Source organism: Streptomyces sp. PL-29, assembly GCF_058344425.1.
This window is the reverse complement of sequence record NZ_CP136996.1, coordinates 167,755-190,529: the sequence shown is the minus strand read 5'-3', so window position 1 is coordinate 190,529 and position 22,775 is coordinate 167,755. Positions and strand designations below refer to the sequence as shown.

Annotated in this window: 19 protein-coding genes and 2 pseudogenes; 7 read left to right on the top strand and 14 right to left on the bottom strand. The window is 73.0% G+C overall.

Translation table 11 applies throughout. The annotated features are described in order from the left end of the window. Positions 1 to 113: 113 nt before the first annotated feature. The 3 genes from R4Z63_RS00925 to R4Z63_RS00915 form a co-directional block, all read right to left on the bottom strand. Positions 114 to 3,140, bottom strand: coding sequence for an acyltransferase family protein (locus R4Z63_RS00925; RefSeq protein WP_384455764.1), 3,027 nt, complete (start codon positions 3,138 to 3,140; stop codon positions 114 to 116). Positions 3,141 to 3,154: 14 nt separating this feature from the next. Beyond that, positions 3,155 to 4,885 (bottom strand): glycosyltransferase family 2 protein, encoded by a 1,731-nt coding sequence (locus R4Z63_RS00920; protein WP_384455761.1) that lies wholly within the window; start codon positions 4,883 to 4,885, stop codon positions 3,155 to 3,157. Between the two features lie 238 nt (positions 4,886 to 5,123). Then, a complete protein-coding gene (locus R4Z63_RS00915) occupies positions 5,124 to 6,629 on the bottom strand; it encodes a cryptochrome/photolyase family protein (protein WP_384455758.1) in 1,506 nt (501 codons plus the stop codon). Here R4Z63_RS00915 and R4Z63_RS00910 point away from each other — a divergent pair. Genes R4Z63_RS00910 through R4Z63_RS00900 form a run of 3 tightly spaced genes read left to right on the top strand, consistent with a single transcriptional unit; the run spans position 6,628 to position 8,728 of the window. Further along, complete coding sequence (locus tag R4Z63_RS00910; protein WP_384455755.1) at positions 6,628 to 7,176, top strand: UBP-type zinc finger domain-containing protein; 549 nt, start codon at positions 6,628 to 6,630, stop codon at positions 7,174 to 7,176. The two genes, R4Z63_RS00915 and R4Z63_RS00910, sit on opposite strands and share 2 nt — an antisense overlap. Before the next feature lie 12 nt (positions 7,177 to 7,188). Continuing rightward, complete coding sequence (locus R4Z63_RS00905; protein WP_384455752.1) at positions 7,189 to 7,710, top strand: DUF427 domain-containing protein; 522 nt, start codon at positions 7,189 to 7,191, stop codon at positions 7,708 to 7,710. 49 nt (positions 7,711 to 7,759) lie between these two features. Then, on the top strand, positions 7,760 to 8,728 hold the full coding sequence (locus R4Z63_RS00900) for a MerR family transcriptional regulator (protein ID WP_384455749.1): 969 nt from the start codon (positions 7,760 to 7,762) through the stop codon (positions 8,726 to 8,728). 40 nt (positions 8,729 to 8,768) lie between these two features. Here R4Z63_RS00900 and R4Z63_RS00895 read toward each other — a convergent pair whose 3' ends face one another. The 8 genes from R4Z63_RS00895 to R4Z63_RS00860 form a co-directional block, all read right to left on the bottom strand. Beyond that, on the bottom strand, positions 8,769 to 9,347 hold the full coding sequence (locus R4Z63_RS00895) for a fasciclin domain-containing protein (RefSeq protein ID WP_384455746.1): 579 nt from the start codon (positions 9,345 to 9,347) through the stop codon (positions 8,769 to 8,771). Between the two features lie 26 nt (positions 9,348 to 9,373). After that, a complete protein-coding gene (locus R4Z63_RS00890; RefSeq protein ID WP_491522507.1) occupies positions 9,374 to 9,646 on the bottom strand; it encodes a DUF6480 family protein in 273 nt (90 codons plus the stop codon). Continuing rightward, positions 9,647 to 10,192, bottom strand: a complete 546-nt coding sequence (locus R4Z63_RS00885) for a DUF4383 domain-containing protein (RefSeq protein ID WP_052030705.1) — start codon at positions 10,190 to 10,192, stop codon at positions 9,647 to 9,649. It abuts the gene before it with no gap. A gap of 142 nt (positions 10,193 to 10,334) precedes the next feature. Next, entirely contained in the window at positions 10,335 to 12,845 is a 2,511-nt protein-coding gene (locus tag R4Z63_RS00880; protein ID WP_384453400.1) for an acyl-CoA reductase, read from the bottom strand. 2 nt (positions 12,846 to 12,847) lie between these two features. Then, positions 12,848 to 14,005: a LuxE/PaaK family acyltransferase gene (locus R4Z63_RS00875; protein ID WP_037922455.1), complete on the bottom strand. Its 1,158-nt coding sequence runs from the start codon at positions 14,003 to 14,005 to the stop codon at positions 12,848 to 12,850. Further along, on the bottom strand, positions 14,002 to 15,147 hold the full coding sequence (locus tag R4Z63_RS00870; RefSeq protein WP_384453316.1) for a GNAT family N-acetyltransferase: 1,146 nt from the start codon (positions 15,145 to 15,147) through the stop codon (positions 14,002 to 14,004). The genes R4Z63_RS00875 and R4Z63_RS00870 overlap by 4 nt, the downstream gene beginning before the upstream one ends. After that, entirely contained in the window at positions 15,144 to 16,412 is a 1,269-nt protein-coding gene (locus R4Z63_RS00865; protein ID WP_384453319.1) for an MFS transporter, read from the bottom strand. Before R4Z63_RS00865 ends, R4Z63_RS00870 begins: the two co-directional genes overlap by 4 nt. A 44-nt stretch (positions 16,413 to 16,456) precedes the next feature. After that, entirely contained in the window at positions 16,457 to 17,731 is a 1,275-nt protein-coding gene (locus tag R4Z63_RS00860) for a phenylacetate--CoA ligase family protein (protein ID WP_384453322.1), read from the bottom strand. Positions 17,732 to 18,061: 330 nt separating this feature from the next. Here R4Z63_RS00860 and R4Z63_RS00855 point away from each other — a divergent pair, with 330 nt between their 5' ends. Continuing rightward, complete coding sequence (locus R4Z63_RS00855; RefSeq protein ID WP_236647662.1) at positions 18,062 to 18,619, top strand: SMI1/KNR4 family protein; 558 nt, start codon at positions 18,062 to 18,064, stop codon at positions 18,617 to 18,619. A gap of 63 nt (positions 18,620 to 18,682) precedes the next feature. Here the strand turns inward: R4Z63_RS00855 and R4Z63_RS00850 are convergent. Continuing rightward, a pseudogene (locus R4Z63_RS00850) lies at positions 18,683 to 18,968 on the bottom strand (type II toxin-antitoxin system PemK/MazF family toxin); the annotation flags it as partial. A 163-nt stretch (positions 18,969 to 19,131) separates the two neighbouring features. Between R4Z63_RS00850 and R4Z63_RS00845 the strand changes: the two are divergent. After that, positions 19,132 to 19,385, top strand: a pseudogene (locus R4Z63_RS00845) (IS701 family transposase); the annotation flags it as partial. 114 nt (positions 19,386 to 19,499) lie between these two features. Here the strand turns inward: R4Z63_RS00845 and R4Z63_RS00840 are convergent. After that, positions 19,500 to 20,009 carry a nuclear transport factor 2 family protein gene (locus R4Z63_RS00840; protein WP_384453328.1) on the bottom strand — a complete coding sequence of 170 codons (510 nt, stop codon included), beginning with the start codon at positions 20,007 to 20,009 and terminating at the stop codon, positions 19,500 to 19,502. 326 nt (positions 20,010 to 20,335) lie between these two features. On the opposite strand from R4Z63_RS00840, the gene R4Z63_RS00835 reads away from it, so the two are divergent. Together R4Z63_RS00835 and R4Z63_RS00830 are read left to right on the top strand one after the other, a co-directional pair. Then, positions 20,336 to 21,199, top strand: coding sequence for an NAD(P)H-binding protein (locus R4Z63_RS00835; protein ID WP_384453331.1), 864 nt, complete (start codon positions 20,336 to 20,338; stop codon positions 21,197 to 21,199). A gap of 61 nt (positions 21,200 to 21,260) precedes the next feature. Beyond that, positions 21,261 to 22,283, top strand: a complete 1,023-nt coding sequence (locus R4Z63_RS00830; RefSeq protein WP_037922465.1) for an AraC family transcriptional regulator — start codon at positions 21,261 to 21,263, stop codon at positions 22,281 to 22,283. Here the strand turns inward: R4Z63_RS00830 and R4Z63_RS00825 are convergent. Beyond that, positions 22,246 to 22,755 (bottom strand): GNAT family N-acetyltransferase, encoded by a 510-nt coding sequence (locus R4Z63_RS00825; RefSeq protein ID WP_384453403.1) that lies wholly within the window; start codon positions 22,753 to 22,755, stop codon positions 22,246 to 22,248. The two genes, R4Z63_RS00830 and R4Z63_RS00825, sit on opposite strands and share 38 nt — an antisense overlap. Between the last annotated feature and the right edge of the window lie 20 nt (positions 22,756 to 22,775).

Here is a 22,775-nt window from a genome sequence, read left to right as displayed (position 1 = left end):
GCCACCACGGGCAAGCCCCTGCGCGCGTCGGCCGCAGTGCCGGCCTCCGCGGCGCCCCCCTTCGGAAGGCGGGTGCTCCGCGCCCAGGGCGCGCCCGCAGCGCCGGTGCCCGCTCAACCGCGCCGCTCGCGTACGGAGACGGTCACGTGGTCCACCCGCATCGGATGACCCGGCTGAGTGTCCGGCCCCACGTCCCCACCGTCGGCCTGCGGCAGCTTTCCGCCGACCGCCACGTTGAGGATCAGGAACAGCCCGTGGTCCACGGCCCGCTGCCACGTCGCGGAGTCCATCCGGTCGGCCGTCACCCGGTGGTACACCCGGCCGTCCCGATACCAGCGCACCTCCTGCGCCCCCGGGGCGAGGTCCACCTCCACGGCATACGAGTGAAACGCCGTCCGGCAGTCCGGGCACGGCTGGGGACCCGAGGTCAGGCCCACCGGCTCCTGGCACGGTCCGCCCTCCACGACTCCGCAGTGCAGGGAGCCGAAGACGGTGTCACGCCCGTTCACGGACTCCATGACGTCGATCTCCCCCACGCCCGGCCACCCGGTGTAGCCGTCACGCAGCGGTGCGCCCAGGGTCCAGAAGGCCGGCCAGTAGCCGGCCGCCCCGGGCCCGGTCACGTCCGGCAGGGCGATCGACGCCTCGATCCGCAGCACCCCGCCGGGCGGGGGAGCGAAGTCGGAGCGCCGTGTCTCGATGCGCCCCGACCTCCACGCGCCGCCCTCGCGGGTGGGGACGATTTCGAGCACGCCCTTCCCGTCGAGCCGGACGTTGTCGGTCGAGTCCGTCATGGTCTCCACCTCGCCGGTGCCCCACTGCGGCGCCGGGCAGCCGGGATAGCAGGTGCCCACGTCGTGGATCCAGTCGGCGGCCGACGGCGGGCTGCCCGCCGGTCCGTCGAAGTCGTCCCGCAGGAGCCGCGTCCAGCCGTCCGCGCCCTCTTCCGCGCCCGCCGCTCCGGCCGGGCCCGCCGCGGGCAGTGCCCCGGTCTCGGTGAGCAGCCGCTCCAGTCGGTTCGTCAGGACGACCGCCGCCGCATTGGTCAGGTGCGCGTCGTCCCGGTAGAGCAGGATCCGGTCGAGTACCGCCGGGCAGGTCGGGCCCTCACCCGGGCACAGCACCTCGTTGACGCCGACGCTCCGCACGCCCGGCAGCGCACCGGACGCGATCAGCCGCGCCAGGGGGTCGGGCCGCAGGGCGCCGGTACGCCCGAAGGCGCACGCGGCGGGGGAGTCGGGGTGGCCCGATACGCACGCCGGGACGTCCGTACCCGGGACGGGGGTGTCCTCGATGTAGACGATCGGCACGCCCAGGGCCCGCAGCGGTGCCAGGGTCCTGCTCCAGGCCTCGGCCAGGAGCTCTTCGTCCGCCGTGTACCGGTTGAGCGAGGAGACCACGACGAGGCGGGGCCTGCGCTGCTTCCCCAGCCGCTCCAGGGTGTCCGCCCGCCAGGTGTCGCACTCCCGGTAGACCCGGCCCAGTTGCGGGCTGTCCACCGTCAGGTCCGGCAGCGGGCAGCCCTGCTTGACGAATTCCTGTAGCGCCCAGCCCCGAGAGGCGGCCAGCGCCAGTACCGGCGAGAACCACTGCCCGGCGTGCGAGTCGCCGAGCAGGACGATCCGGTCGGGGCTGTCCACCGCGCCGAACAGGCAGTCCGGGCTGCGCGTCTCGGCCGGTGCGACCTCGCAGGGCCCGTCCGGGGGAAAGTCGGCCCGCGCCTGGACGGGGCTGGGCACCACCGGGCCGTCCACGAGCGGCGTCCCCGCGCTCCGGGCCAGCAGGGCGGGACCCGAGGCGGCGCCCGGAGGCAGGCCCTTCGGATCGACCGGGGCGGCGGGACCCAGCAGGTTCAGGGTCGTGGTGCCCATCACCAGCGCGAGCACGACCGGCAGCACGATGGCCGAGACACCCACCGACAGCCCCCGGCGGGGGAGTTCGGAGACGGTACGGCTGCGCCGCAGCGGCTGCTCGACCCACCGCATCGTGCCCAGGGCGGGCAAGACCGCCGCCAGTGTCAGTGCGGTCTTCGCGGGCCAGCCGAGCGGACCGGTCCGGGCCTCGGCGAGCACGAGCACCGGCCAGTGCCACAGGTACAGGGTGTAGGAGAGCCGCCCGAGGGCCCGGGGCGCCCGCCCGGCGAGGAGCCGTCCGACGTCACCGGCACCCGGAGCGTAGCGCTCGCCGCGTCCCGGCACCGCCGCGAGGATCACCGCCGCGGTGGCCAGGGACGGCACGAGCGCCGCCCAGCCCGGGTAGGGGGTGGCGGCGTCGTACGCCACGACGCACCACCCGATCGCCGCGGCTCCGGCCCAGCCGCACACCAGCCGCAGCGGCCGGGGCCCCCGCATCAGGTGCCAGGGCAGCAGGGCGAGCAGTGCGCCCACGCCGAACTGCCAGACGCGTGCGGGCGTGCCCAGGTAGGCGAGGGAGGCCGAGTGCCCCGTCCAGTACAGCGAGAGCACGAAGGACGCGAGGGTCAGCGGGGCGGCGATCAGGACTACCGCGGAGCGCACGGCGCGGCCCCGGCGGACTGCCCGGGCGGCGCCGAGCGCCAGTACGGCCAGCAGCGGGGCCCAGAACAGGTAGAACTGCTCCTCGACGGCGAGGGACCAGAAGTGCAGCAGCGGACTCTGGTCGTGTCCGGCGGCGAGATAGTCCGTCCGCTGCGCCGTGAAGCGCCAGTTGGCGACGGACAGTGCCGCCGCGACGACGTCGTACTCCACATCGGTGCGGCGCAGCGGTACGGTCAGCCAGGCCCCGGCCAGCGCCACCGCGGCCAGCACCACGGCGGCCGCGGGAAGGAGCCGTCGGGCGCGCCGGGAGAAGAAGTCCCCGAGCCGGATCCGGCCCGTGGTGACGGCCTCGCGGACCAGCAGACCGGTGATCAGGTAGCCGGATATGACGAAGAAGACGTCCACGCCCACGAAGCCGCCGGTCGCCCAGGGGATGTCGGCGTGGAAGGCGAGGACGGCGAGGACGGCGACGGCGCGCAGGCCCTCGATGTCGGGCCGGAAGGCGGACCGGTGGGGGCTGGGACCGGACTCGGCGCCGGGGCGGGAGCCCGTCGGCAGCGGGCCGGCCGGAGCGTCGGCGCGTCCCCGGTGCCGGCTACGGCCGGGGGAGAGGAGGAAGGACATGGTGACGGCGCCTTTCAGCTCAGCCAGGGAAGCATCGGGTCGACCCACCCCGACGCCAGCAGGCCGGTGAGCAGGAGGACCGCGGAGGCGGCGACGGTCTCGGGCCAGCGGCGGGGCAGCATCTGGGACGGGGAGCCCGGGCGGGCGCGGAACCCGGCGCGCAACCCGGCGTGGACCCGGGCGCCGACGAGGGCGCGCAGCGAAGTCCCGCTGGCCCGGGCGGGGTTGAGCTCGGCTGCGAGGTCTCGGATCAGCGGGGCGTTGATCTGGAGCTGCACCAGGAGGTAGAGGAGCAGCCCCCAGTTGGGCTCCCAGCCGTTGCGGGCCACCGCCCGTGCGAGCCCGGCGGTCGCCGCTCCGCACGAGAGCACGAGCCACGCCAGCGACACGGCCACCACCCGGCGGGCCATCCCGCCCCGGGAGGCCGCCCCCCGGGCGCCGGTGGGTACCCAGGCGGCGGTGCGGCCGCGCAGCGTGTGCAGGAACGCGGTCGCGGCGGCGACGCTCGTCAGGACGTTCGCCCGGATCACCTCGACCCGCCAGCGGGTCCGGCTGACCCGGGGCAGCAGCACGTGCCACAGCCACAGCGGGGCGAGCAGCGGCAGCACGTGCCAGGGCCGGATGTGGTCCGGGTACCAGAACAGCATCACCAGGGGCGGCAGGGGCGCCGCGAAGGTGTTCACGGCCGTCGTCAGGTAGCCGATGATCCCCTCGTAGAAGCACAGTCGCATGCGCCAGGGAGCCCGCATCCGGCGCAGTACGGGGGTGCCGAGCAGGTGGAGGTTGCCCATGGCCCACCGGTACTGCTGGTTGACGAAGGAGGTGACCCGGTCGGGCGAGGTGCCCTTGGCGACCAGCACCGGTACGTAGAGGGTGCGGAAACCCTTTTCGTGCAGGGCGAGTCCGGTGTACAGGTCCTCGCTGTGGTCGAGCCGGGCGAAGCCGCCGGCCAGGTCGATGGCGGAGCGCCGGTAGACGGCGTTGCTGCCGCAGCAGATGGCGGCGTCGCTGGCGTCCCGGGACGGCTGGATCCAGCGGAAGAACCACTCCTGGGCGGAGCCCGCGGCGCGCTGGATCCAGCTCATGGACCCGTCGGTGTCGAAGCACTGCGGGCTCTGGACGATACCGACGGCGGGGTCGGACAGGTACGGGACGAGATGGCGCAGGAAGTCCGGCCGGGGCGCGAAGTCCGCGTCGAGGATGGCGACGAACTCGGCGGTGCTCAAGGTGAGCGCGTGGTTGAGGTTCCCGGCCTTCTTCAGGTGCCCCCGGTCGGGCCGTACGACGTACTCGTAGCCGTACGAGGCGGCCAGCGCGGCCACTTCGGGACGGTCGGCGTCGTCCAGGACCCACACCGTCAGTGCGTCGGCGGGCCAGTCGACCCCCGCCACCGCGCGGTAGGCGTTGTCCAGGACGGGCAGCGGTTCCCCGCAGGTCGGCAGATACAGGTCGACGCCGGGCAGGACGGCCGGCCGCCAGGCGCGGACGAGCACCTCGTGGGACGGCCGGGTGAGCCGCCGCTGGCGCAGGCTGTTGACGCAGGAGAGCGTCAGTGCCGCGAGGTTGAGGGCGAGGACGGCGAGGAACGCCCAGAGGGCGGGCGTTCGCAGGGCGAAGGCGAACATGGTCGCTGCCGTGAACACGAAGGCGAGCGAGGTGGCGATCAGGACCCAGCGGCGCTGCGGCCCGAAGTACCAGTAGAGCTCCTCGTCGGACGGTGGTTGTGGAAGATGATGGACAGTCACAAAGCCCCCCACGGCTGTGCGCGTACCCGTTTGCGGTGACCCAGCCTAGTGTCAAAGGTATAGACCACTTGCCCGGATCCGGGATGGCGGGCGTAATGAGCCACGGGATTGGCGCGTCTCGAATGGTCCAGACCTCTTGATGATCATTTGACTGGTCGCTCTGGGCCGCTTCGGGAAGTCCCAGGTCACGAGGGGGTGAACAGTCCTGGAACTCCGGTTCGTCCGTGACGAGGAAACCTCACGGCGCGGTGTCACCGCGGTCGCGTTCCTGTCGGAGCAGCTCCGGTAGGTCGCTCAGCCGGTCGAGTCCCCGTACCGGTCCTGCGGTGCGGGCACCCCGGCTCAGCAGGGCCCGGTGCCGGTGGAGGAAGGACCAGTAACCGGCGGTGTAGGGGCAGGCGTCCTCGCCGCTGCGGGAGCCGGGCCGGTAGCGGCACGGCCCGCACAGGTCGCTCATCCGGTCGATGTAGGCGCCGCCCGACGTGTAGGGCTTCGTCGTCATCCGGCCCCCGTCCGCGTACTGCGACATGCCGACCACGTTCGCCAGCATGACCCAGTCGTAGCCGTCGACGAACGAGCGGTGGAACCAGTCGGTGAGCGCGGCCGGGTCCCAGCCCCGCTGGAGCGCGTATCCGCCCAGCACCATCAGCCGCGGAATGTGATGGGTCCACCCGGTGTCCCTGACTTGGCGCAGCACGGTCGACAGGCAGCGTGCGGTCACGGCGTCCGCGTCGAGCGAGAGCCACCACTCGGGCAGCGGGGCGGTGTGCCCCAGGACGTTGGACGAACGGTAGCCCTCGCCGAAGTGCCAGTAGAGGTGCCAGACGTACTCCCGCCACCCGGCGATCTGCCGGACGAAACCCTCGACGGAGTTCAGGGGCGCGGAGCCCGACCGCCAGGCGGCCTCGGCGCGCTCCACGCACTCCGCGGGATCCAGCAGGCCCAGGTTGAGGGAGGAGGACAGCAGGCTGTGGCTCAGCACCGGGTCGGCGGCCAGCATCACGTCCTCGTGGGCGCCGAAGCCGGCCAGCCGGTGGTCGATGAAACGCCGCAGCGCCGTCAGCGCCTCGCGCCGGTCGGCCGGGAAGAGCCGAGGCCCGTCCCTGCCGACGAACGAGACCTCGCCGGCCCGCTCCCACCGGTCGAGGTCCTCCCGGACACCGGCGTCGATGTCGTCCTCACGGGGCCGGTAGGGGGCGGGCGCACCGAGGGTCCGCGCTCCCCGCGGCGGCGGTTCCCGGTTGTCGTGGTCGAGGTTCCACCGCCCGCCGGCCGGCTCGCCCCCGTCCATGAGCAGGTCGTGCTCGCGGCGCACGTGGCGGTAGAAGTTCTCCAGTCGGAGCCCGCCGCCGGAGTGGCCGGCCGCCCACGCCTCGAAATCGTCCCGGCCCACCAGGAAGCCCCGTGCGGGCAGCACGGTCACGTGGCCCAGGGAGTGCACCAGGCCCGCGGCGGCCCGGGAGGTCGGGTGGTACACCGTCACGGGAGAGCGGCCGACGGCCTGGCGCAGGCCCTCTCGGTAGGTGTCGGCCTTGACGTAGACGACCCGGTCCCCCAACTCGGCGGCACGATGACGCATCGCCGAGAGCAGCAGGTGCGCCTTCGCCCGGTGGAACCGGCGCCGCCGGAACACCGCCTGCGATTCGATCATCAGCACGGGGGCGTCGCGAGGGATCCCGCCGTCCCCCGCGGCGGTGAAGGCGGGCCCCAGCTGATCGCCGAAGATCCAGTGTGCGCCGGTCATGTCGCCGCCTTTCCCCAGGTGGTTCGCGTCCTTCCTGCCCTTCCCCGACGACGGGCCCGTCGGACGCACCTTTCGGGTGGTGGGGCGCGGCGCATCCGTTCCTCCCGTTCCGCCCGAAGAGGGGGCGCAGGGGTGTCCGCGAGCAGCGGACGCGGTCCGGTCGCGGAGCGGAGGCTCGATGCAGGGAACCGAGCGGTGGGAGGTCGCGCCCGACGCGGGGCGTCCGCAGGGTCGGGCCTGTGCCCATCGCGACCTGCTGGACGACGTGCGCCCGGTCTCGGACGCACCGTCCGCCGGATGCCAGGGATGCCTGCCGCGCGGGCAGCCCTGGGTGAGACTGAGGCAGTGCGTGACCTGCGGGTACACAGGGTGCTGCGATAGCTCGGCGGGCCGCCACTCCTACGGGCACCACGAGGAGAGCGGGCACCCCGTGGCCGTGTCGCTCGCACCCGACGAGGAATGGGCCTGGTGCTTCACCGACGAGGTCTTCCTCATCCGGACCGGGCGGAACACGGCAGGCCCGCCGGCCGGCGGACCGCGGCACTGACGGGAGATCCTCATGGGAACGAACGGCGCGGACCGGGCCGGGACGGAATCGGTGTGGGACTACCCGCGTCCGCCCCGGATCGAGCCCGACACACGGCACGTGGTGGTGCGGCACGCCGGCGTCGCGCTGGCCGACTCCCGGCGCTGTCTCCGCGTCCTGGAGACCAGCCACCCGCCGGTGTTCTACATCCCGCGGGCCGATGTGCGCATGGACCTCCTCCGGGCCACGGAGCATCTGAGCGTGTGCGAGTGGAAGGGCGCCGCCACCTACTTCGGGCTCGGCCCCGAACTCGCCCGGGAGCCCGACCGGGAGCCCGGACGCGGGACCGTGCCCGACATCGCGTGGAGTTACGAAGCACCGCTCCCGCGGTACGCGCCGATCGCCGGCCACCTCGCCTTCCACGCCGACCGGGTCGAGGCGTGCACTGTGGACGGAGAGCGGGTCCGGGCCCAGCAGGGCGGCTTCTACGGCGGGTGGATCACGGACGAGATCAGGGGCCCCTTCAAGGGCGCGCCCGGGAGCTGGGGCTGGTGAAGGGTCCTGAGGTGATGCCATGACCGGTGAGTCTCCCCACTCTCCCCGAATGACGACCGGAGCCGTCGCGAGGCGTCTGGGAATCTCGCCCACCACGCTCAGGTCCTGGGACCGGCGCTACGGCATGGGGCCGGCGGTCCGCGACGGCGGCCGGCACCGGCGCTGGACCGTCGAGGACATCGCCGTCCTGGAGGACATGTGTCGGCTGACCACGTCGGGAGTGCCGCCGTCCGAGGCCGCCGGTCTGGCGCTGTCCCGGGCCGATCGGTCCCGCCCGGCCGCCGGTGAACCGGCGCCCCCCGCCGACGCGCGCCGCCGCCCGGGCCCGGGACCGGGCGGCGGGCTGCCCCTGGGCGGCATCCGGCAGGAGTTCCGGGGCCTGGCCCGGGCCGCGGTACGGCTGGACGGCCCGGCCATGGACGAGCTGCTGGCCGCGCTGGTGGACGGCCACGGACTCGTGACGGCCTGGGAGGAGGTCATCGCACCGACCCTGCACGCGGTGGGCCGCAAGTGGGAGGCCGCCGGCGACCGCTACATCGAGGTCGAGCACCTCTTGTCCTGGCACGTCTCCACCGCGTTGCGCCAGGTCGTCGGCAACGCCCCGCCGGGCCCCCGGGACGCGGCGCCGGTGCTGATGGCGTGCAGCCCCGGCGAGCAACACTCGCTGCCGCTCGAAGCGCTCGCCGCCGGCCTCGCCGAACGCGCGCTGCCGATGCGCATGCTGGGTGCCGCGGTTCCGGCCGGGGCGCTCATCGCGTCGGTGCGCCGGACGGGCCCCACGGCGGTGGTCCTGTGGTCGCAGTCCAGGGGCACCGGGGACCGCACCCTCGCTCGCCAGGTGGCCGGTACGACCTTCGGGGTCCGCGGCGCCCGCACCCGACCGCTGGTCGTGCTCGCCGGCCCCGGCTGGGGCAACCGGGCCCCCGGCCCCGGCATGATCCGCCCGACCGGTCTGCGCGAGGCGCTGGACGCCCTGTCCCGCCACTGCACGGCAGTGGCGGGCCCGCTCACCGCCTGACGCCGCTCACCGCCTGGCGGGTGTCGCCGAGGCGCGGGGTCTACTGCGGCATCAGTACGGTGTCGACGACGTGGACGGTGGCGTTGGACGTGGCCACGTCGCCGCAGACGATCGCGGCCGTGTCGTTGACCTCGTACGCGTCGCCGCTTCCGGCGGTGGTCAGCGTGCTGCCCTCCAGCGTCTCGAACGATCCGTCCGCCAGGTCGGGCTTGCCGACCGTGGTGCCCACCACGTGATAGGTGAGGATGTCGGTCAGGGCGGCCTTGTCGGCCAGCAGCTTGTCCAGTTCCGCCTTCGGGATCTTCGCGAAGGCCTCGTCGGTCGGCGCGAAGACGGTGATGCCCTCGGCCGTGTCGAGCGTGTCCACGAGGCCGGCCTGCTGCACGGCCGAGGACAGGGTGGACAGGGCGGGGTTGCCGGCGGCCGCCGCGGCGACCGGCTGACCGGCCATTGCGGCCGGGCTGCCCGGGCCCTCCTTCGGCAGGGAGGCGCAGCCGGGGCCGAAGGGGTCCCCGGCGCTCGCGGCCCAGGCCTGGGGGGCCGTGGCCGCGAGGGACAGCGGCAGGGCGACGGCCGCGGCGGCCGCGGCCACGCGGTGGCGTGTGTGTGAGAGTTTCATGACGTGCTCCTTGGCGTGCCGCGGGCTCACCAGCCGGCGGCACGGGCGATGAAGAAGAGGGCGATCAGGAAGGCCCCGACGACGATGAGGACCAGGAACGCCCCGGGGTGCTCCCAGATCCCGCCGTCGCGGCGCTCCTGGTGGGCCGAGGAGATGGATCCTTCGGCCGGGGGAGTCTCCCCGGGGGGTACGCGTGGTATGGACATGACTCCTGCTTTCGGTCGGTGTGCCGGGGGGGGGCCGGCCGGGCCGCGACGCCCGAGCCGGACAACGGCGGCGGTCGGCGGTTCGCGCGGCACCTACCCCCGGCCGGGCCGCGCGGGGACGGACGGGCCCGGCAGGCCGGGGCGGGGACCGTGTGCGGCCGCCGCCTCACGGGCGGCCCGGTCCGGGTGGCGGCGCTGCCAGTAGGGGTTGTCGTGCGGGAGGCCGCCGCTCACGCGCCCGTACATGCCGAACGTCATGATCAGCAGTCCCATCAGGAAGCTGAAGACGACGTTCGACATGCCGAAGTCCAGGACGTTCGCGGGCCGGTCGATTAGGAAGAGGTGGACGAAGCCGCTCAGCACGAACAGCACCCCGACCGTGATATTGACCGAGGAGGCCACGTTGCCCCCGACCACGGCGGCAGCGACCAACAGCAGCCCCACGACGACGGAGACCGTACTGAGCAGGCCGTTGGTGGACAGGCCCGCGACCTGGCGGCCCGCGGTGTCGAAGGCCGACAGGCTGCCCGCGAAGCCGAGGCAGCCGAATACGAGAAGGAGAAGCCCGCACAGGGCCGCCCCGAAACGGTAGAACCGGTTCAGCGGGTGGTCGACGGGCAGTTCGTCACGCAGTCGCACGGAACCCTCCTGGAGAATCACGGTGCACGGATCCCCGAGGCCCCCACCGTCACCCGCCCCGGCGGTCCGGGGCAACTCGCACTGTTTCTGCATCGAAATGCCCGCCCGCCGCCCGGGTGGGGGCAGGCGGGCGGGGAGGGGCCTATCCGCGGGCGTCGACCACCGCGAGGAGTTTGCCACTGGTCGGGCTGCGGTCCAGCGACGCGCCGTCGACTGCTTCGACGACCAGGTCGAGCAGCCGCTCCGCGACCGCGGAACGGAGCTCCGGGTAGCCGGCCAGGAAGACCTCCCGCAGCCGTTCCGGATCCGTCGCCGCGGCGCGTTCCACCCGCACCGTCAGCCGCTCGCGCACGTCGGTGACGTCGAGCCGGACCTGCAGTTCGCCGCGGTGGCCGCCGCTCTCCCCGGCCAGGTCCACGAAGCGGCGCTGGTTCAGGAAGTACGTCGCCACGCGCATCACGTCGCCGGTCCGGCCCCGCAGCTCGAAGCGGGGCGCGTGCCGGCCGCACGGACAGCGGCCGGGGACCTCCCTGCCGAGGTCGCCGATCGCGTACCGGCCCAGGTGCTGGCCGCGCCGGGCATGCGTGGTGAAGACCAGCCGGCCCGTTTGCCCGGGCGGCACCGGGCGGTCCTCGGCCAGGTCCAGGATCTCCATGCTGTGCAGGTCGGCGTGCAGGTGGTGGACGCCGCCGGTGCTCTCGGTGCACTGGTAGCCCAGCGGCCCGAGATCGGTGCTGCCGTAGGTGATCGAGCGGATCACCTCGATGCCGAAGGCGTCCCGCAGGGTCCGCCGCTGTTCCGGGGTGAAGTGCTCACCGCCGTAGAAGACCTTGCGCAGGCCGCCGTACGCCCGCAGCGCGTCCGCCTCGGCGTGCAGCAGCTGCCACAGGTAGGAGGGCATGCCGAACAGGGTGTCGGCTCCGTGGTCGATGAGCGCCTGCGCCGTCGCCCGGTGGTCGGGCCCGGCCGACAGGGGCAGTTGCACCCCGCCGAGCCGTTCCAGCACGGAGAAGAAGCTGATGAAGCTTCCGTACATGGCGCCGCAGTAGAAGAGGTTGGCGGTGCGGTCCGCGACCGGGTCGTAGCCGGCCGCCAGCAGGCCGCGCGCCGCCGCGTGCATCTGGGTGTCGTAGTCGTCGTAGCTGAAGATCGACAGTGCGGGTGCCCCGGTGCTGCCGCCGCTGCGGAAGTACAGCTCGGCATCGGCGCGTGCCACCTGCCGGCCCGGCTCCTGGAGGTCCTCCTTGCCCCGCAGCGGACCCGCAGGCCGCGGCAGGACGACGGGCCGGGCCAGGTCGTCCAGGCAGGCGGTGGTGGCGAAGAGGACCGGATCGGCCCGGACCGCGACGCGGCGGCTGTAGCGCTGGAGGGCGTACACGCCGTCGTGCGGCTCGCCCGCGTAGCTCTCCAGCATGGCGCCGACCGGGGTCACCCGGGTGACGCCCGCGGCCAGCGCGGTCCGGGAGAGCTCGGCGATATCGGTCCGGCTGCCGGCGAGGCCTGCCGTCTGCAGGTAGCGGCGCATCGGGCGCAGGGTCGCGACCATCCGCTTCCGCGGGAGCGGCTTGACCCATACGCTGCGGTGCAGCGGCGAGGCGGTGAGCGGGGACCGGGTGTCCGCCATGACCCGCCACGAGCCGTCCGGCGCGGCGAACACCCGTGTCAGGCCCAGGTGTTCCTCCAGCCGGGCCACCAGCTCGGTGGTGGTCAGCTCGGCCGCCTCCGCCGGGTCCGGCCCGCCCGCCGGCGACGCGCCGGACACCGGCGGCCGGGCGGCGAGCACGGTCGCGAACCGCTCCGCGAAGGCGAACACCTCACCCTCGTCCTCGGTGTCGAGGTAGACCACCTGGGGGCTGGAGCAGGCCTGCTGCTCATGCAGGGTGACGTCGTCCGCCAGAGCGCCCAGCGTCACCGCGTCCGACCAGGCGTCACTCGTCAGATAGGCGAAGGAGATCCGGTGCCCCCATTCCACCAGCCGGCAGCCGGACGGCACGTGGGCCGCCACACCTGCCACGGCGTCCTCTCCGCCCCACACGGCCACGGCGTCCGCGGGCGCGCACATCATGCGCAGCCACTCCTGCCGCGACGACGGGAACCGCAGCACGACGATCCGCGCGGCCAGCGCGCCACTGGGGTCCAGGGCCGCCAGCTCGGCCATCAGGTGCTGTGCGAGCAGGGTGTCGGCACTGCTGGTCTTGAGGATGTTGACGTTCCCGGCGAGCAGGCCCTCGACGATGCTCAGCGGTGCCACCGTCGCCGCGTTGCCGGGGGCGATGTGGGCGACCAGGCCGACGGGTGCCCACGCCTCGTAGACCGTCTCGCGCGGATCGGCCCGGTTCAGCCGGCCGGGAGCCGTGTCGCCCAGTTCCCGGCGCAGCTTGCGGGTCAGCTCACGCCGGCCGAGGAGGGAGCCGAGCTCGGCCAGGACCGTCGGGTCCTCGCCCTCCGGCAGGTGCCCGGCGAGCCGCCCGTGCACGGGATGGGCCGGGTCGCACAGCGCGGTGGCGAGGGCGTCGCAGGCGGCCAGGACGGTCTCGGTCTCCAGTTCCGTCGCCAGCGCGGCCTCGACGGCGGCCGGCAGGTCGGCCAGCCGGCGCCCGGCCTCCTCGTCGCCGACGAAGGAGCCCTGCCAATAGTGGTGGTGCATGCTCATGCTCACGCCATTCCCTTCATCAGTTCGGCCGCGGCGACGGCACAGCTGCGGTTTCGACTCACCCCGGCACGGCCGTGGACGGTGAACCAGGGCGTCCCCAGCCCGCACCCGCAGGCCTCGCCCGGCTGCAGGGAGGCGAGGTCGCCCATGACCACGCTCTGCGCCGGTACCGAGGTGATGTACGGCGACACGAGGTGCAGGTAGCCCCGCTCCCCGTAAGGCACCGGCTCCAGGTCCCGGGTGGAGCGGATCGTCACCCGGGACCAGACGGGGGCGTGCAACCGGTGGTGGTCGCACTCGATGTACGGGATGCAGTGCTCCACCGAGCCGAAGGTGTCCCGGATCCGCTCGCCCGGGATGCCGAGCTGTTCGGTGACGCGTGCGTACAGCTCGTCCTTCTCGACGCGCCGGTCGGCGTGGCCCTTCCAGCCGCCGCCGAGGACGACGAGCGAGCCCTCGGGCAGGCGCAGCGGCGCCAACCCCATGGCCCGCATCCGCTCCAGTGTGAAGAAGAGGAAGGCGGGGAAGCCGAGGATGCGGACCGGGGCGTCCTCGCGCTCGAAGCGGCGCAGTGCCGCGATGCAGCCGAAGGGGTCGAACTCGTGGTCGCCGCCGGTGTTGCGCAGCGCGTACGCGACACTGCGCGCCGGGGCGAAGTCGCACAGGTAGTTGTCGGTGAAGGCGGTGCCCAGGTTCAGCGAGGGGGCCGGCTCGTAGCTGTACAGGAGGTAGTTGACCTCCTGGTCCGGGGTGATCCAGCCGTTGCGCTCGAAGATCCTGGCGACCATGCGCTGCGCGGCGCGGATGGTCCAGCGGTCGAAGAACATCTGTGACTTCTGGCCGGTGGTGCCGGAGGAGGTCAGGTGCAGTTCGACCTCCTCGCGCGGGACGGAGAGTACCTCGTGCCGCTTGAAGAAGTTCGCGTGGACGAGCGGCGTACGGTACGGCTCGGCGGGGGGCGTGGCCTCGTACAGGGAGCGGAAGAACGGGGAGCGTTCGGTGTGCCAGGCGTTGGTCTCCGCCATGGCGGCGGCGAACAAGGAGTCCACCGCGGGCCCGTGGGCGTAGGGGTCGGTCAGGTCGCACAGCTGTTGGACGTGTGGCAGGAGGGCCGGGTCGGGGACGGCGACCGGCGCGAGATGGGGGTTCGTTCCGTTCATGGGGCAACCTCGGATGGTGTGGGCAGGTGCGCCGACGCCCAGGCCGACGCGTAGCAGTCCAGATAGGGCTGGAGGGGCGGTTCGACGGTGACGCCGCGGAAGTCGATCCGCTCGCTGGAGCGGGACACGACGGCGTAGTCGTGGAAGCCGTCACCGTCCGCGCGCATCGCGGGGTAGAGGGCTCCGGCGATGAAGCCCTGGGCCAGGAAGGCGGAGAGGGCTTCCGGGCGGGCCAGCGGAACGAGTGCCTCCACGTAGCCGGCGCCCACCCGGGCCAGCGCCCGGGTGACGGCTTCGAGGTGGGCGGCGGCGGCCGTGGGCTCGGGGTGGGCGGTCAGCAGGGAGCAGTACCCGCCCGTCCGGTTGAGGTAGGCGTAGACCTCGAACCGGCCGTCTTCGGGCGTGAGCAGCACGTTCGGGGTGTGCAGAGGGTAGAACCAGCCCTCCGCACCGGGGAACCGCTCGCGGAAGCGGCGGCGCACGAAGGCCGGGGCCTCGATCACCTCCAGCCGTTCGACGGCCCCTCGCGGTGCGTGCGCGGGGGGCGGGCCGGACACCGTGCGCACCTGCGGGTAGTCGATGCCGAGGGCGTCCCCGGCCGTGCGCAGCAGGGGCAGCAGCACGGCGGGCACCTCGGTGACGGGGATCCGGCGCTCCAGGACGCCGGGGGAGTGACGCGCGTAGAGCGCGAGGCTCTCGCGGCTGCTCAGATCCACGGCGTTGGGCAGGATGCCCAGCGGGCGGAATCCGTTGCGCGCGACGACCCGCTGTGGACCGGACCCGACCGTGCGGACGGTCGCGTACACCGAGTCCAACCGGCCCGTGTCCAGCATCTCGGCGCACAGCGCCCCGGTCAGGGCCGCGGCCAGGCCGGCCGATCGGTGCTCGGGGTGCACGGCGATGCCCTCCAGCCGGGCGATACGGCTACCGGCCTCGCCGCGGATGGCGGCGGACGCGGTCAGCGTCCCGGAGGCGGCGCAGCGGGCGACGAGCCACAGCGAGTGCGGATCCGCCATGAGGCGGGCCATCTCGGCCGGGTCGGTGCCGAGCGCCACGGGGTAGTGCGGGCCGTAGACGGCGTAGTAGAGCTGGCGCAGTTCGGCGATGTCCACGCCGGCAGCCGGGGTGATGACGGCGTTCACCGGGCGCCTCCGAGGGCCTGCGGCGCCTCCGGGCGCCCGGGTTCGGCCGTACGGGACCCCAGCAGGGCGAGCGCGCAGGCGGCGGGCAGCAGGCCGACACCCTGCACCAGGCACAGGGTCTGCGGGGAGAACCGGTCGCCCGCGGCGCCGAACACCAGGGACGCCACCGGCAGGGAGGCGCCCAAAACCGCCTGCATCACGGCGAAGAAACCGGGCTTGTCGGCGGTGGGCACCAGCCGCTGGAACAGGGACACGAACCGGACGCTGACGGCTCCGGCGCACCAGCCGGCCACGGCCAGGCAGCACGCGATGACGAGTCGGTGGGCGAACAGGCCGGGCAGCGCCAGCGCGAGGGCCATCAGGGTCACGCACCAGGCCCCGACGGTCGCGGGCCGTCCGGGCACGCGGGTGCCGGTGAAGGCGCCGACGAGGGCGCCGGCGCCCAGTGAGGCCTCCAGCAGGCCGACCGTGCCACCGCCGCCGTGCAGGACCGAGCGGGTGTAGAGGGGGATCACGACGAACACGGCGGCGGTGAACAGGTTCGCCGCGGTGAAGCAGACCAGGATCCGCCGCACGTAGGGGAGTTCGCCGAGGATCCGGCGCAGCGGGCGCCGCGCCGGCGGTGCGGCCGGTCCGCCGCCGGGAGGCGCCGGGTCGCGGAAGCGGGCGCTCGCGACGAGGACGGCTGCGGCGCCGTAGGCGGCCGCGCAGCCCGCGGCGAGTCCGGCCACACCGGCTCCGTCGACGGTCAGCGCGCCGAGCAGCGCCCCTCCGAGGCCGGCGAGGGACTGGGTGGACAGCTCGAAGCCGGTCGCGGTCTCGATGTCGGCGTCGTCGACGAGTTGGGGCACCGAGGTGGTCAGGCAGGGGTCGAAGAACGCCTGGCAGGTGGCGAGCGCGAGAGCGGCGGCGTACACGCCCGCGAGCGGCGGCCCGCCGCCCTGCGCCCACAGCGCGAGGCCGCCCGCGGTGGCCGCGGCCAGGCCGGCGGCGGTCCGCAGCACCGAACGGTGGGCGAACGTGGCCACGGTGCCGGCCACCACGGGCGCCAGCACCACGGCGGGCAGCGTGCAGAGGGCCATGAACAGGCCCGAGGCCAGACCGCGCGCGCCCTGTACCGCCTGGGCGACGATCCACCAGGCCACGCCGACCTGGAACATGCGCACGGCGGCCTGGGTGAGGACCTGCCCCAGCCACACGGCGGCGAAGGCGCCGTTGCGCAGGACCAGCGGGGTGCGCCTGCCGCCCGGCGGGGGCGCGGGCAAGGGGGTGGGTGGGGGAACGGGTGGGGCAGCGGGTACCGGTGTGTTCACGCCGTCGGCCTCTCGTCGAGGACCCGCACGAGCTTGCCGGAGCGCGGATTGACGGCGAGGTCGCGGTGGCGCGTCCACTCCACGGACAGCGGGTGCACGAACCCGGCGCGCACGCTGTCCGGGTACAGCGGCCGGGTGTCCTCCAGCTCCGCGACGACGGCCCGGGCGAGGGACTCCCTCCGGTCCGCGTCCGGTTCCTCGCCGGGGGCGGCCGCCAGGCGCAGGACGAGTCCGTCGCGGCCCTCCCAGCGGCGGACGACGAGCTGCATCCCGACGACCTGCCGGAAGGTGTCCGCCGCGGCCACGGCATCCTGCGCGTCCTGGGTATAGAGGGAAACGGGGCCGACCCGTACGCCCTCCTCGGCGCGGCCCAGGATCCGGAAGTGTCCGGGTCCGGTGCCGGTCCACTCGGCGCGGTCGCCGGCGGGGTAGCGGATGATCGGCATCAGGCGGCGGAACAGGCTCGTGACGACGACCCGTCCGGGCCGGCCCGGCTCGGTGACGGGCTCGTCCGTGGAGTCGTCGAGGATCTCGACGACGGAGTGCGGCGTGAAGGCCCGGTGCACCCGGGCGTCGGGGCCGGGTACGGGGCGGCCGAGCAGGCCCGCGTCCACGCTGGCGTAGCCGACGGAGCGGGCCTCGGCTCCGGGGAACGCCGTGGCCAGCAGGCGCCGCTGGTCCTCGAAGAGCGCCTCGCCACCAAAGAGGAGCAGCTCGACGGAGTCGAGCCGGACGCCCGACGTGACGACCTGCTCGGCGAGCCGGCACAGGGTGGTGGGCGTACCGGCGACCACCTGAGCCGCGAGATCGCGCAGCGTGGGGATCGTCGACTCGGGCGGGGCGCCGCCGCCGATCGGCAGGCGGACGTTGTCGACCGGCGCGTGGGCGAGCGAGTCGAGGACGAACAGGAAGCTGGCGTACAGCTCACCGGCGTAGAAGAGGTCGGCGACCCGGTGGCCCGGGCGCAGTCCGGTGTCCACGAGTCCCTGCCCGAAGGAGGTGACGAAGGTGCGCCACTCGTCCCGGGTGTAGACGGAGAACTTGGGGGATCCGGTGGTGCCGCCGGTCTTGTAGACCGTGGCCTCGCTGAGCGGGCCGGTCAGCACACGGCTGTCGTGCAGGGTATTGGCCGCCCAGAACGCCTGTTGGTCGACCACCGGAAGGTCGGTGAGGCGGTCGGCGTGCGGTGGCTGGGACGCGTAGAGGTCCCGGTAGAAGGGCGAGTTGTGACGGGCGAAACGTATGAGGTCCGAGAGTTGCTGGGCGGACATGGGCCTTTGCCTAGGTGACGGAAGTGGGACGGGAGCCACGGCGGGGCACGGCGAGTACAGGAACTCGCGTGCCGCATCTACCGGTATGAACGGGGGACCCCCCGGCGCCCCCGCCTCCTCGACGCACGCCCAAAGCTGACGTGCAGTCATGATGATGAAACATCAGTGCACAAGTCACCAAATTGAGCGAATAATCCCAGCCAATGTGGCAGCATTCAACAATTCTTGCGTCTATGGCGGTAGGGGTGTGATGTTCGGTGACTGCCGTGCCGGCGGGCCCGGCTCGCCCTGGGCGCCGACATGTCAGTGGGCTCTGGCAGCATCACGGCCATGACCGATATCGATGACCTTGTGGAACGTGTTGCCACCCGGGCCGCATCGGACAGCAAGGACCTTCCCGCCCCCGTCGACAATGCCCAGATCGCGGAAGCCGACAGGCAACTGGGCTTCACGCTGCATCCACTCCTTGCGCGCCTGTATCGCGAGGTTGCTGACGGGGGCTTCGGCCCTGACTACCGACTGCTGCCACTGCTTGGTCCGGGCTCCAGCGTCGTTGGTGAATACCTGACACGACGTGAGGCGTCGGTTGGAGTGGAGCACCCGGAGTGGCCCGAAGGCGTCGTACCGATCCTGACCTGGGGCTGTGGCATGTATGCAGGGGTTGACTGTCTCAGTGAGGACGGGCAGGTCCTGCTCTTCGAGCCGAACCCGTACAGCGGCGGATCGTGGGATGAGTGTTGGTTCCTCGACTCCGCCAGCCTCGGAGCGTGGCTGGAGGCATGGCTCGCGGGGAGGGGCTGGTTCGAGGAGGACGCCGTCGACGGGGGCGACGTGGTCGAGCCTCAGCCATGGGAACAGGCCGCGGGGCGGCTGTCGTCCGGCGCATAGCGAAGCGGCAACGCTTCGTCCCGTTGGTGCAGGCCCGTCGACCCGAGCGTGCTCACGGTCCCCCTTCGCGGAGGGCAGAACGGCCGCCGGCTCTATCAGGTCGTCCCGTGACACGGTGGTCAGCCACGTGCAAGGCGTGAAGCCTGGACGCGGGAACGCGAGCCGTAGCACGCCTTCGAACGGCACTCCTTCACCGGCGCCCACCGTCACTTCGATGCCCAGACCGTCAAGGTCGACGCCCGCCGGAGCGACGACCTGCATCACCCGGATCCCGGAGGCGTCGTCTCCCGACAGCAGCACGACCAACCTCCTCGTCGAACCAGACCCACCAGACTTCGCCATGTTGCACAAGCCTCCAGACACCGGACGGGAGACAGACGCTGCGCGACCCTGACGCGCTGTGGAGACGGGTGCGGCCACCCTTGATCACCGGTGTGTGAAGACTCACGATCACGCGGTGCCCGCAGGTCACAGCGGAACTGCCCTGTTCGCAGCAGGCGTTCGAGGGCCTGATGAGCCGGATGGCGGAACGGCCCACGCGGGTCGATCCGCCGCCGAGCAAGGGCGTCGGTACTCGGCCTGCCGTCGGACCTGCCGCGCAAGAACTGCTGGACCATTGCCGAGTGGGCCGGGGCAGGACCCCGGACGGCATGCAGCACCTGCTCGGGCGGGCGGAGTGGGACGCCGACCGGGTCCGCGACGACGCGCGGGCCTACGTGTGGAGCATCTGCACGACGACGGGGCGGTGTTGGTGGTCGGCGAGACCTGCGCCGTGATCCCCTGCAACACGAAGTGGAAGGGGGAAGGCCTGTGCATCGCCCCGCAGGGCTCGTCCGGCGCGTTCAGGCCGGTATCCGGCAGGGTACCGGCCTGGCGCGGGTCAGTTGGCGGACGGAGTCCAGTCTGCGGGTAGGCCGGACTGGCTGAGCACGGCGGCCAGACTGTAGTGGTCCTGGTCGGAAGCGATCCGGCGGTGGTTCCTGCCGAGGTCGAGGACGGTGGTCATCGGTACGGCGAACGGCTTGGGAGCACCCTTGAGATGGCCGGAGTAGACGGCCTGGACGGTCACACGGTGCCCGTCCAGGCGGGCGGTGCGGACGGTGACGTGGACGCCGTCGATGAGGGAGTCCGCGCGGGCCTTCCACCCGGAGATCTCCTTGCGGCCGCGGAAGGTGATGCCCACGGCTTCGTCGGTGTAGGTGCCGTCGGCGGTGAACAGGGCACCGAGGGCCCTGGGGTCGGTGCCGTTCCAGGCGTCGGCCCAGGCCGTGACGACCTTCGGCGTACACCGGCCGGTGTCCTGCGCGGCATGTGCGGTGGTCGAGGTGGCTGCGCACAGCGCGACGGCAGCGGTCAGCGTGCTGACGGCGCGGAACGGGCGGGATGCCATGAGGGGACTCCTTCGGGGTGCGGGTGCGGGTGCGGGGGCCGGTCGAACGCGTCGCTGCGCTGCCTCGCCCCGTGATGCAGCGTCGCTCCGAGCCGTGTCCGCTTTCCAGCCCCGGCGGCGCCGTCGGGTGCCCACCACTGTCCACCCGTGTCCGCGCCGCACGTGGCTTCGGAGGGCGGCCCGCCGGCCACCGCGCCGGGATGGCGGAGGCTTCCGGTGCGGTCACCGATCGACACCCTCCTCCCTCCTCCCCGCGTAGACGCTCGCGTATGCGGATGAGCGTTTCGGCTATGTCGCGTCTCGTGCGGCTCGTCTTGACTGAGGTCATGACGAAGACGACGAAGACGACGAAGCACGACACGCAGACCACCGGCCAGGCCATCACCCTCGTCATCGGGGGAACCGGCAAGACCGGCCGCAAGGTCGCCGAGAAGCTCACGGCCCAGGGGCGGCCCGTGCGGGTCGGTTCCCGCGGCGGGGAACCGGCTTTCGACTGGAACGAGCCGGCGACCTGGATTCCGGCGCTGGAAGGCGTCGATCGGGTGTACGTGACGTACTACCCCGACCTGGCCTTCCCCGGCGCCGTCGAGCAGGTGGGCGCCTTCGCCGAGGTGGCGGTCGCCGCAGGAGCACGCCGTCTCGTGCTGCTGTCCGGGCGGGGCGAGGAGGCCGCGCAGCGCAGCGAGGAGCGGCTGAAGGAGTCCGGGGCCGACTGGACCATTGTGCGGGCGAGTTGGTTCAACCAGAACTTCGACGAGAGCTTCTTCCTGGACCCGGTGCTGGCCGGCGTGATCGCCCTGCCGACCGCGGACGGGGCGGAGGCGTTCGTCGACACCGGGGACATCGCCGACGTGGTGGTGGCCGCACTGACCGACGCCCGCCACATCGGCCGGACGTACGAGCTGTCGGGTCCGCGGCTCATGAGCTTCGCGGATGTCGCCGCCGAACTGTCGAAGGCCACTGGCCGTGAGATCGTCTACGTTCCGGTCTCCGACGAGGCCTACCGGGCGGAGTTGCGCGAGCACGGCCTCCCGGAGGACTTCGCCGAGTTGTTCACCCTGATCCTGGACGGGCGCAACGCGCACCTGGTCCACGGGGTGGAAGAGGTCCTGGGCCGCAGGCCCAGGGACTTCGCGGACTTCGCCCGCGAGGCGGCGGCCACCGGCGTCTGGGACGTCCCCTCCGCCTGATGCGACCCGACCGGCCCGACCGCACGTCACCCCGGAGCGGTGGGGCGGAGAAGATGTGCACATGGACATGCTGACCGGCCTGCTCGCAGGCCCGCAGGCCCGGGGTGCCTTCCTCCTCAAATCCGTCCTGAACCCGCCGTGGGCCATGCGGATCGAGGACCGTGCCCCGCTCTCCGTGGCGACGATGGTGCGCGGGTCGGCGTGGATGCTGCCCGACGGGGGCGAGCCGGTGTTGATCGCCCCGGGCGACGTGGCGGTGGTGCGCGGGCCCGACCCGTACACGGTGGCCGACGCCCCGGACACTGCGGTGACGGTGACGGTGGGGCCGGACCAGCGGTGCAGCACGCCGGAGGGCGAGGACGTCACGGAGTCCATGGCACTGGGCGTACGGACATGGGGAGCGGCCCGCGAGGACGCTGGTTCGGCGGTGATGCTCAGCGGTACCTATCAGGCACCGAGTGAGATCGGCCGCCGGCTGCTGGACGCTCTGCCCACACTCCTGGTCAGGCCGGCGGGAGCGGCGGACACGACGCTGATCGACCTGCTCGCCTCCGAGATCTCCAGCGAGGCGCCGGGCCAGGAGGTGGTGCTGGACCGGCTGCTGGACCTGCTGCTGATCGGGGTCCTACGAGCGTGGCCCTCGGCCGCGGACTCGAGTGCGCCCGCCTGGTTCCGGGCCCAGAGCGATCCGGTGGTCGGCCCGGCCCTGCGGCTGCTGCACGACAGCCCGGCCCACGGGTGGACCGTGGAGGAACTGGCCGTGCGGGTGGGGGTGTCGCGGGCGTCGTTGGCACGCCGGTTCAAAGAGGTGATGGGGGAGCCGCCGGTCGGCTATCTGACGGGCTGGCGGCTCGCGTTGGCGGCAGACATGCTGCGGGAGCCGGAGGCCACGGTCGAGAAGGTGGCCCGCAGGGTCGGGTACGGCAGCGCCTTCGCCCTGTCCGCGGCCTTCAAACGGGTCCGGGGGACGAGCCCGCAGGCCTATCGCGCGCACGCCTCGGGGCCCGACGCCGGCCCGGCGCCGGGGTCAGGGGGCACGGTGGTCCTCAGCCGGCCGCAGGCGCGGCGGCCGGGTCCAGGGTGAGGACGCCGACGCGCTCCTCACCGATGAGCTCGCCGGTGGGGACGAAGCCAAGGCCGAGGTAGAAGGGTTCGGGGCTGCCGGAGCCGCCGTGCCAGCTGACGTGCGCCGTCCGGTGGGTGCCGCGGCGCCGGATCTCCTCGATGACGGCACGGACGGCGAAACGGCCGTAGCCCTTGCCCTGACGGCCGGCGTCGATGTTCAAACGCCAGATGCCGCTGCGCCGGTCGTCCGGGTCGACCGCCGGATTCCAGACGATGTCGTGGAAGGCCATCACGAAGCCTACGACGTCGTCGCCGTCGACGACGGCCCGCGGCCAGGCGGCGGCGGGGTGGACGTAGGCCTCGGCGAGCGACTTGACCACGGGGGAGACCAGGTGTGCCTGGTCGGGGCGCACGTGCACGGCGCACACCGCGTCGAAGTTGTCGGCAGTGACGGGTTCCAGTCGCAGGGTCCGCTGCGACGGGTCGATCATGGCGGGCATGGCCTCACCCT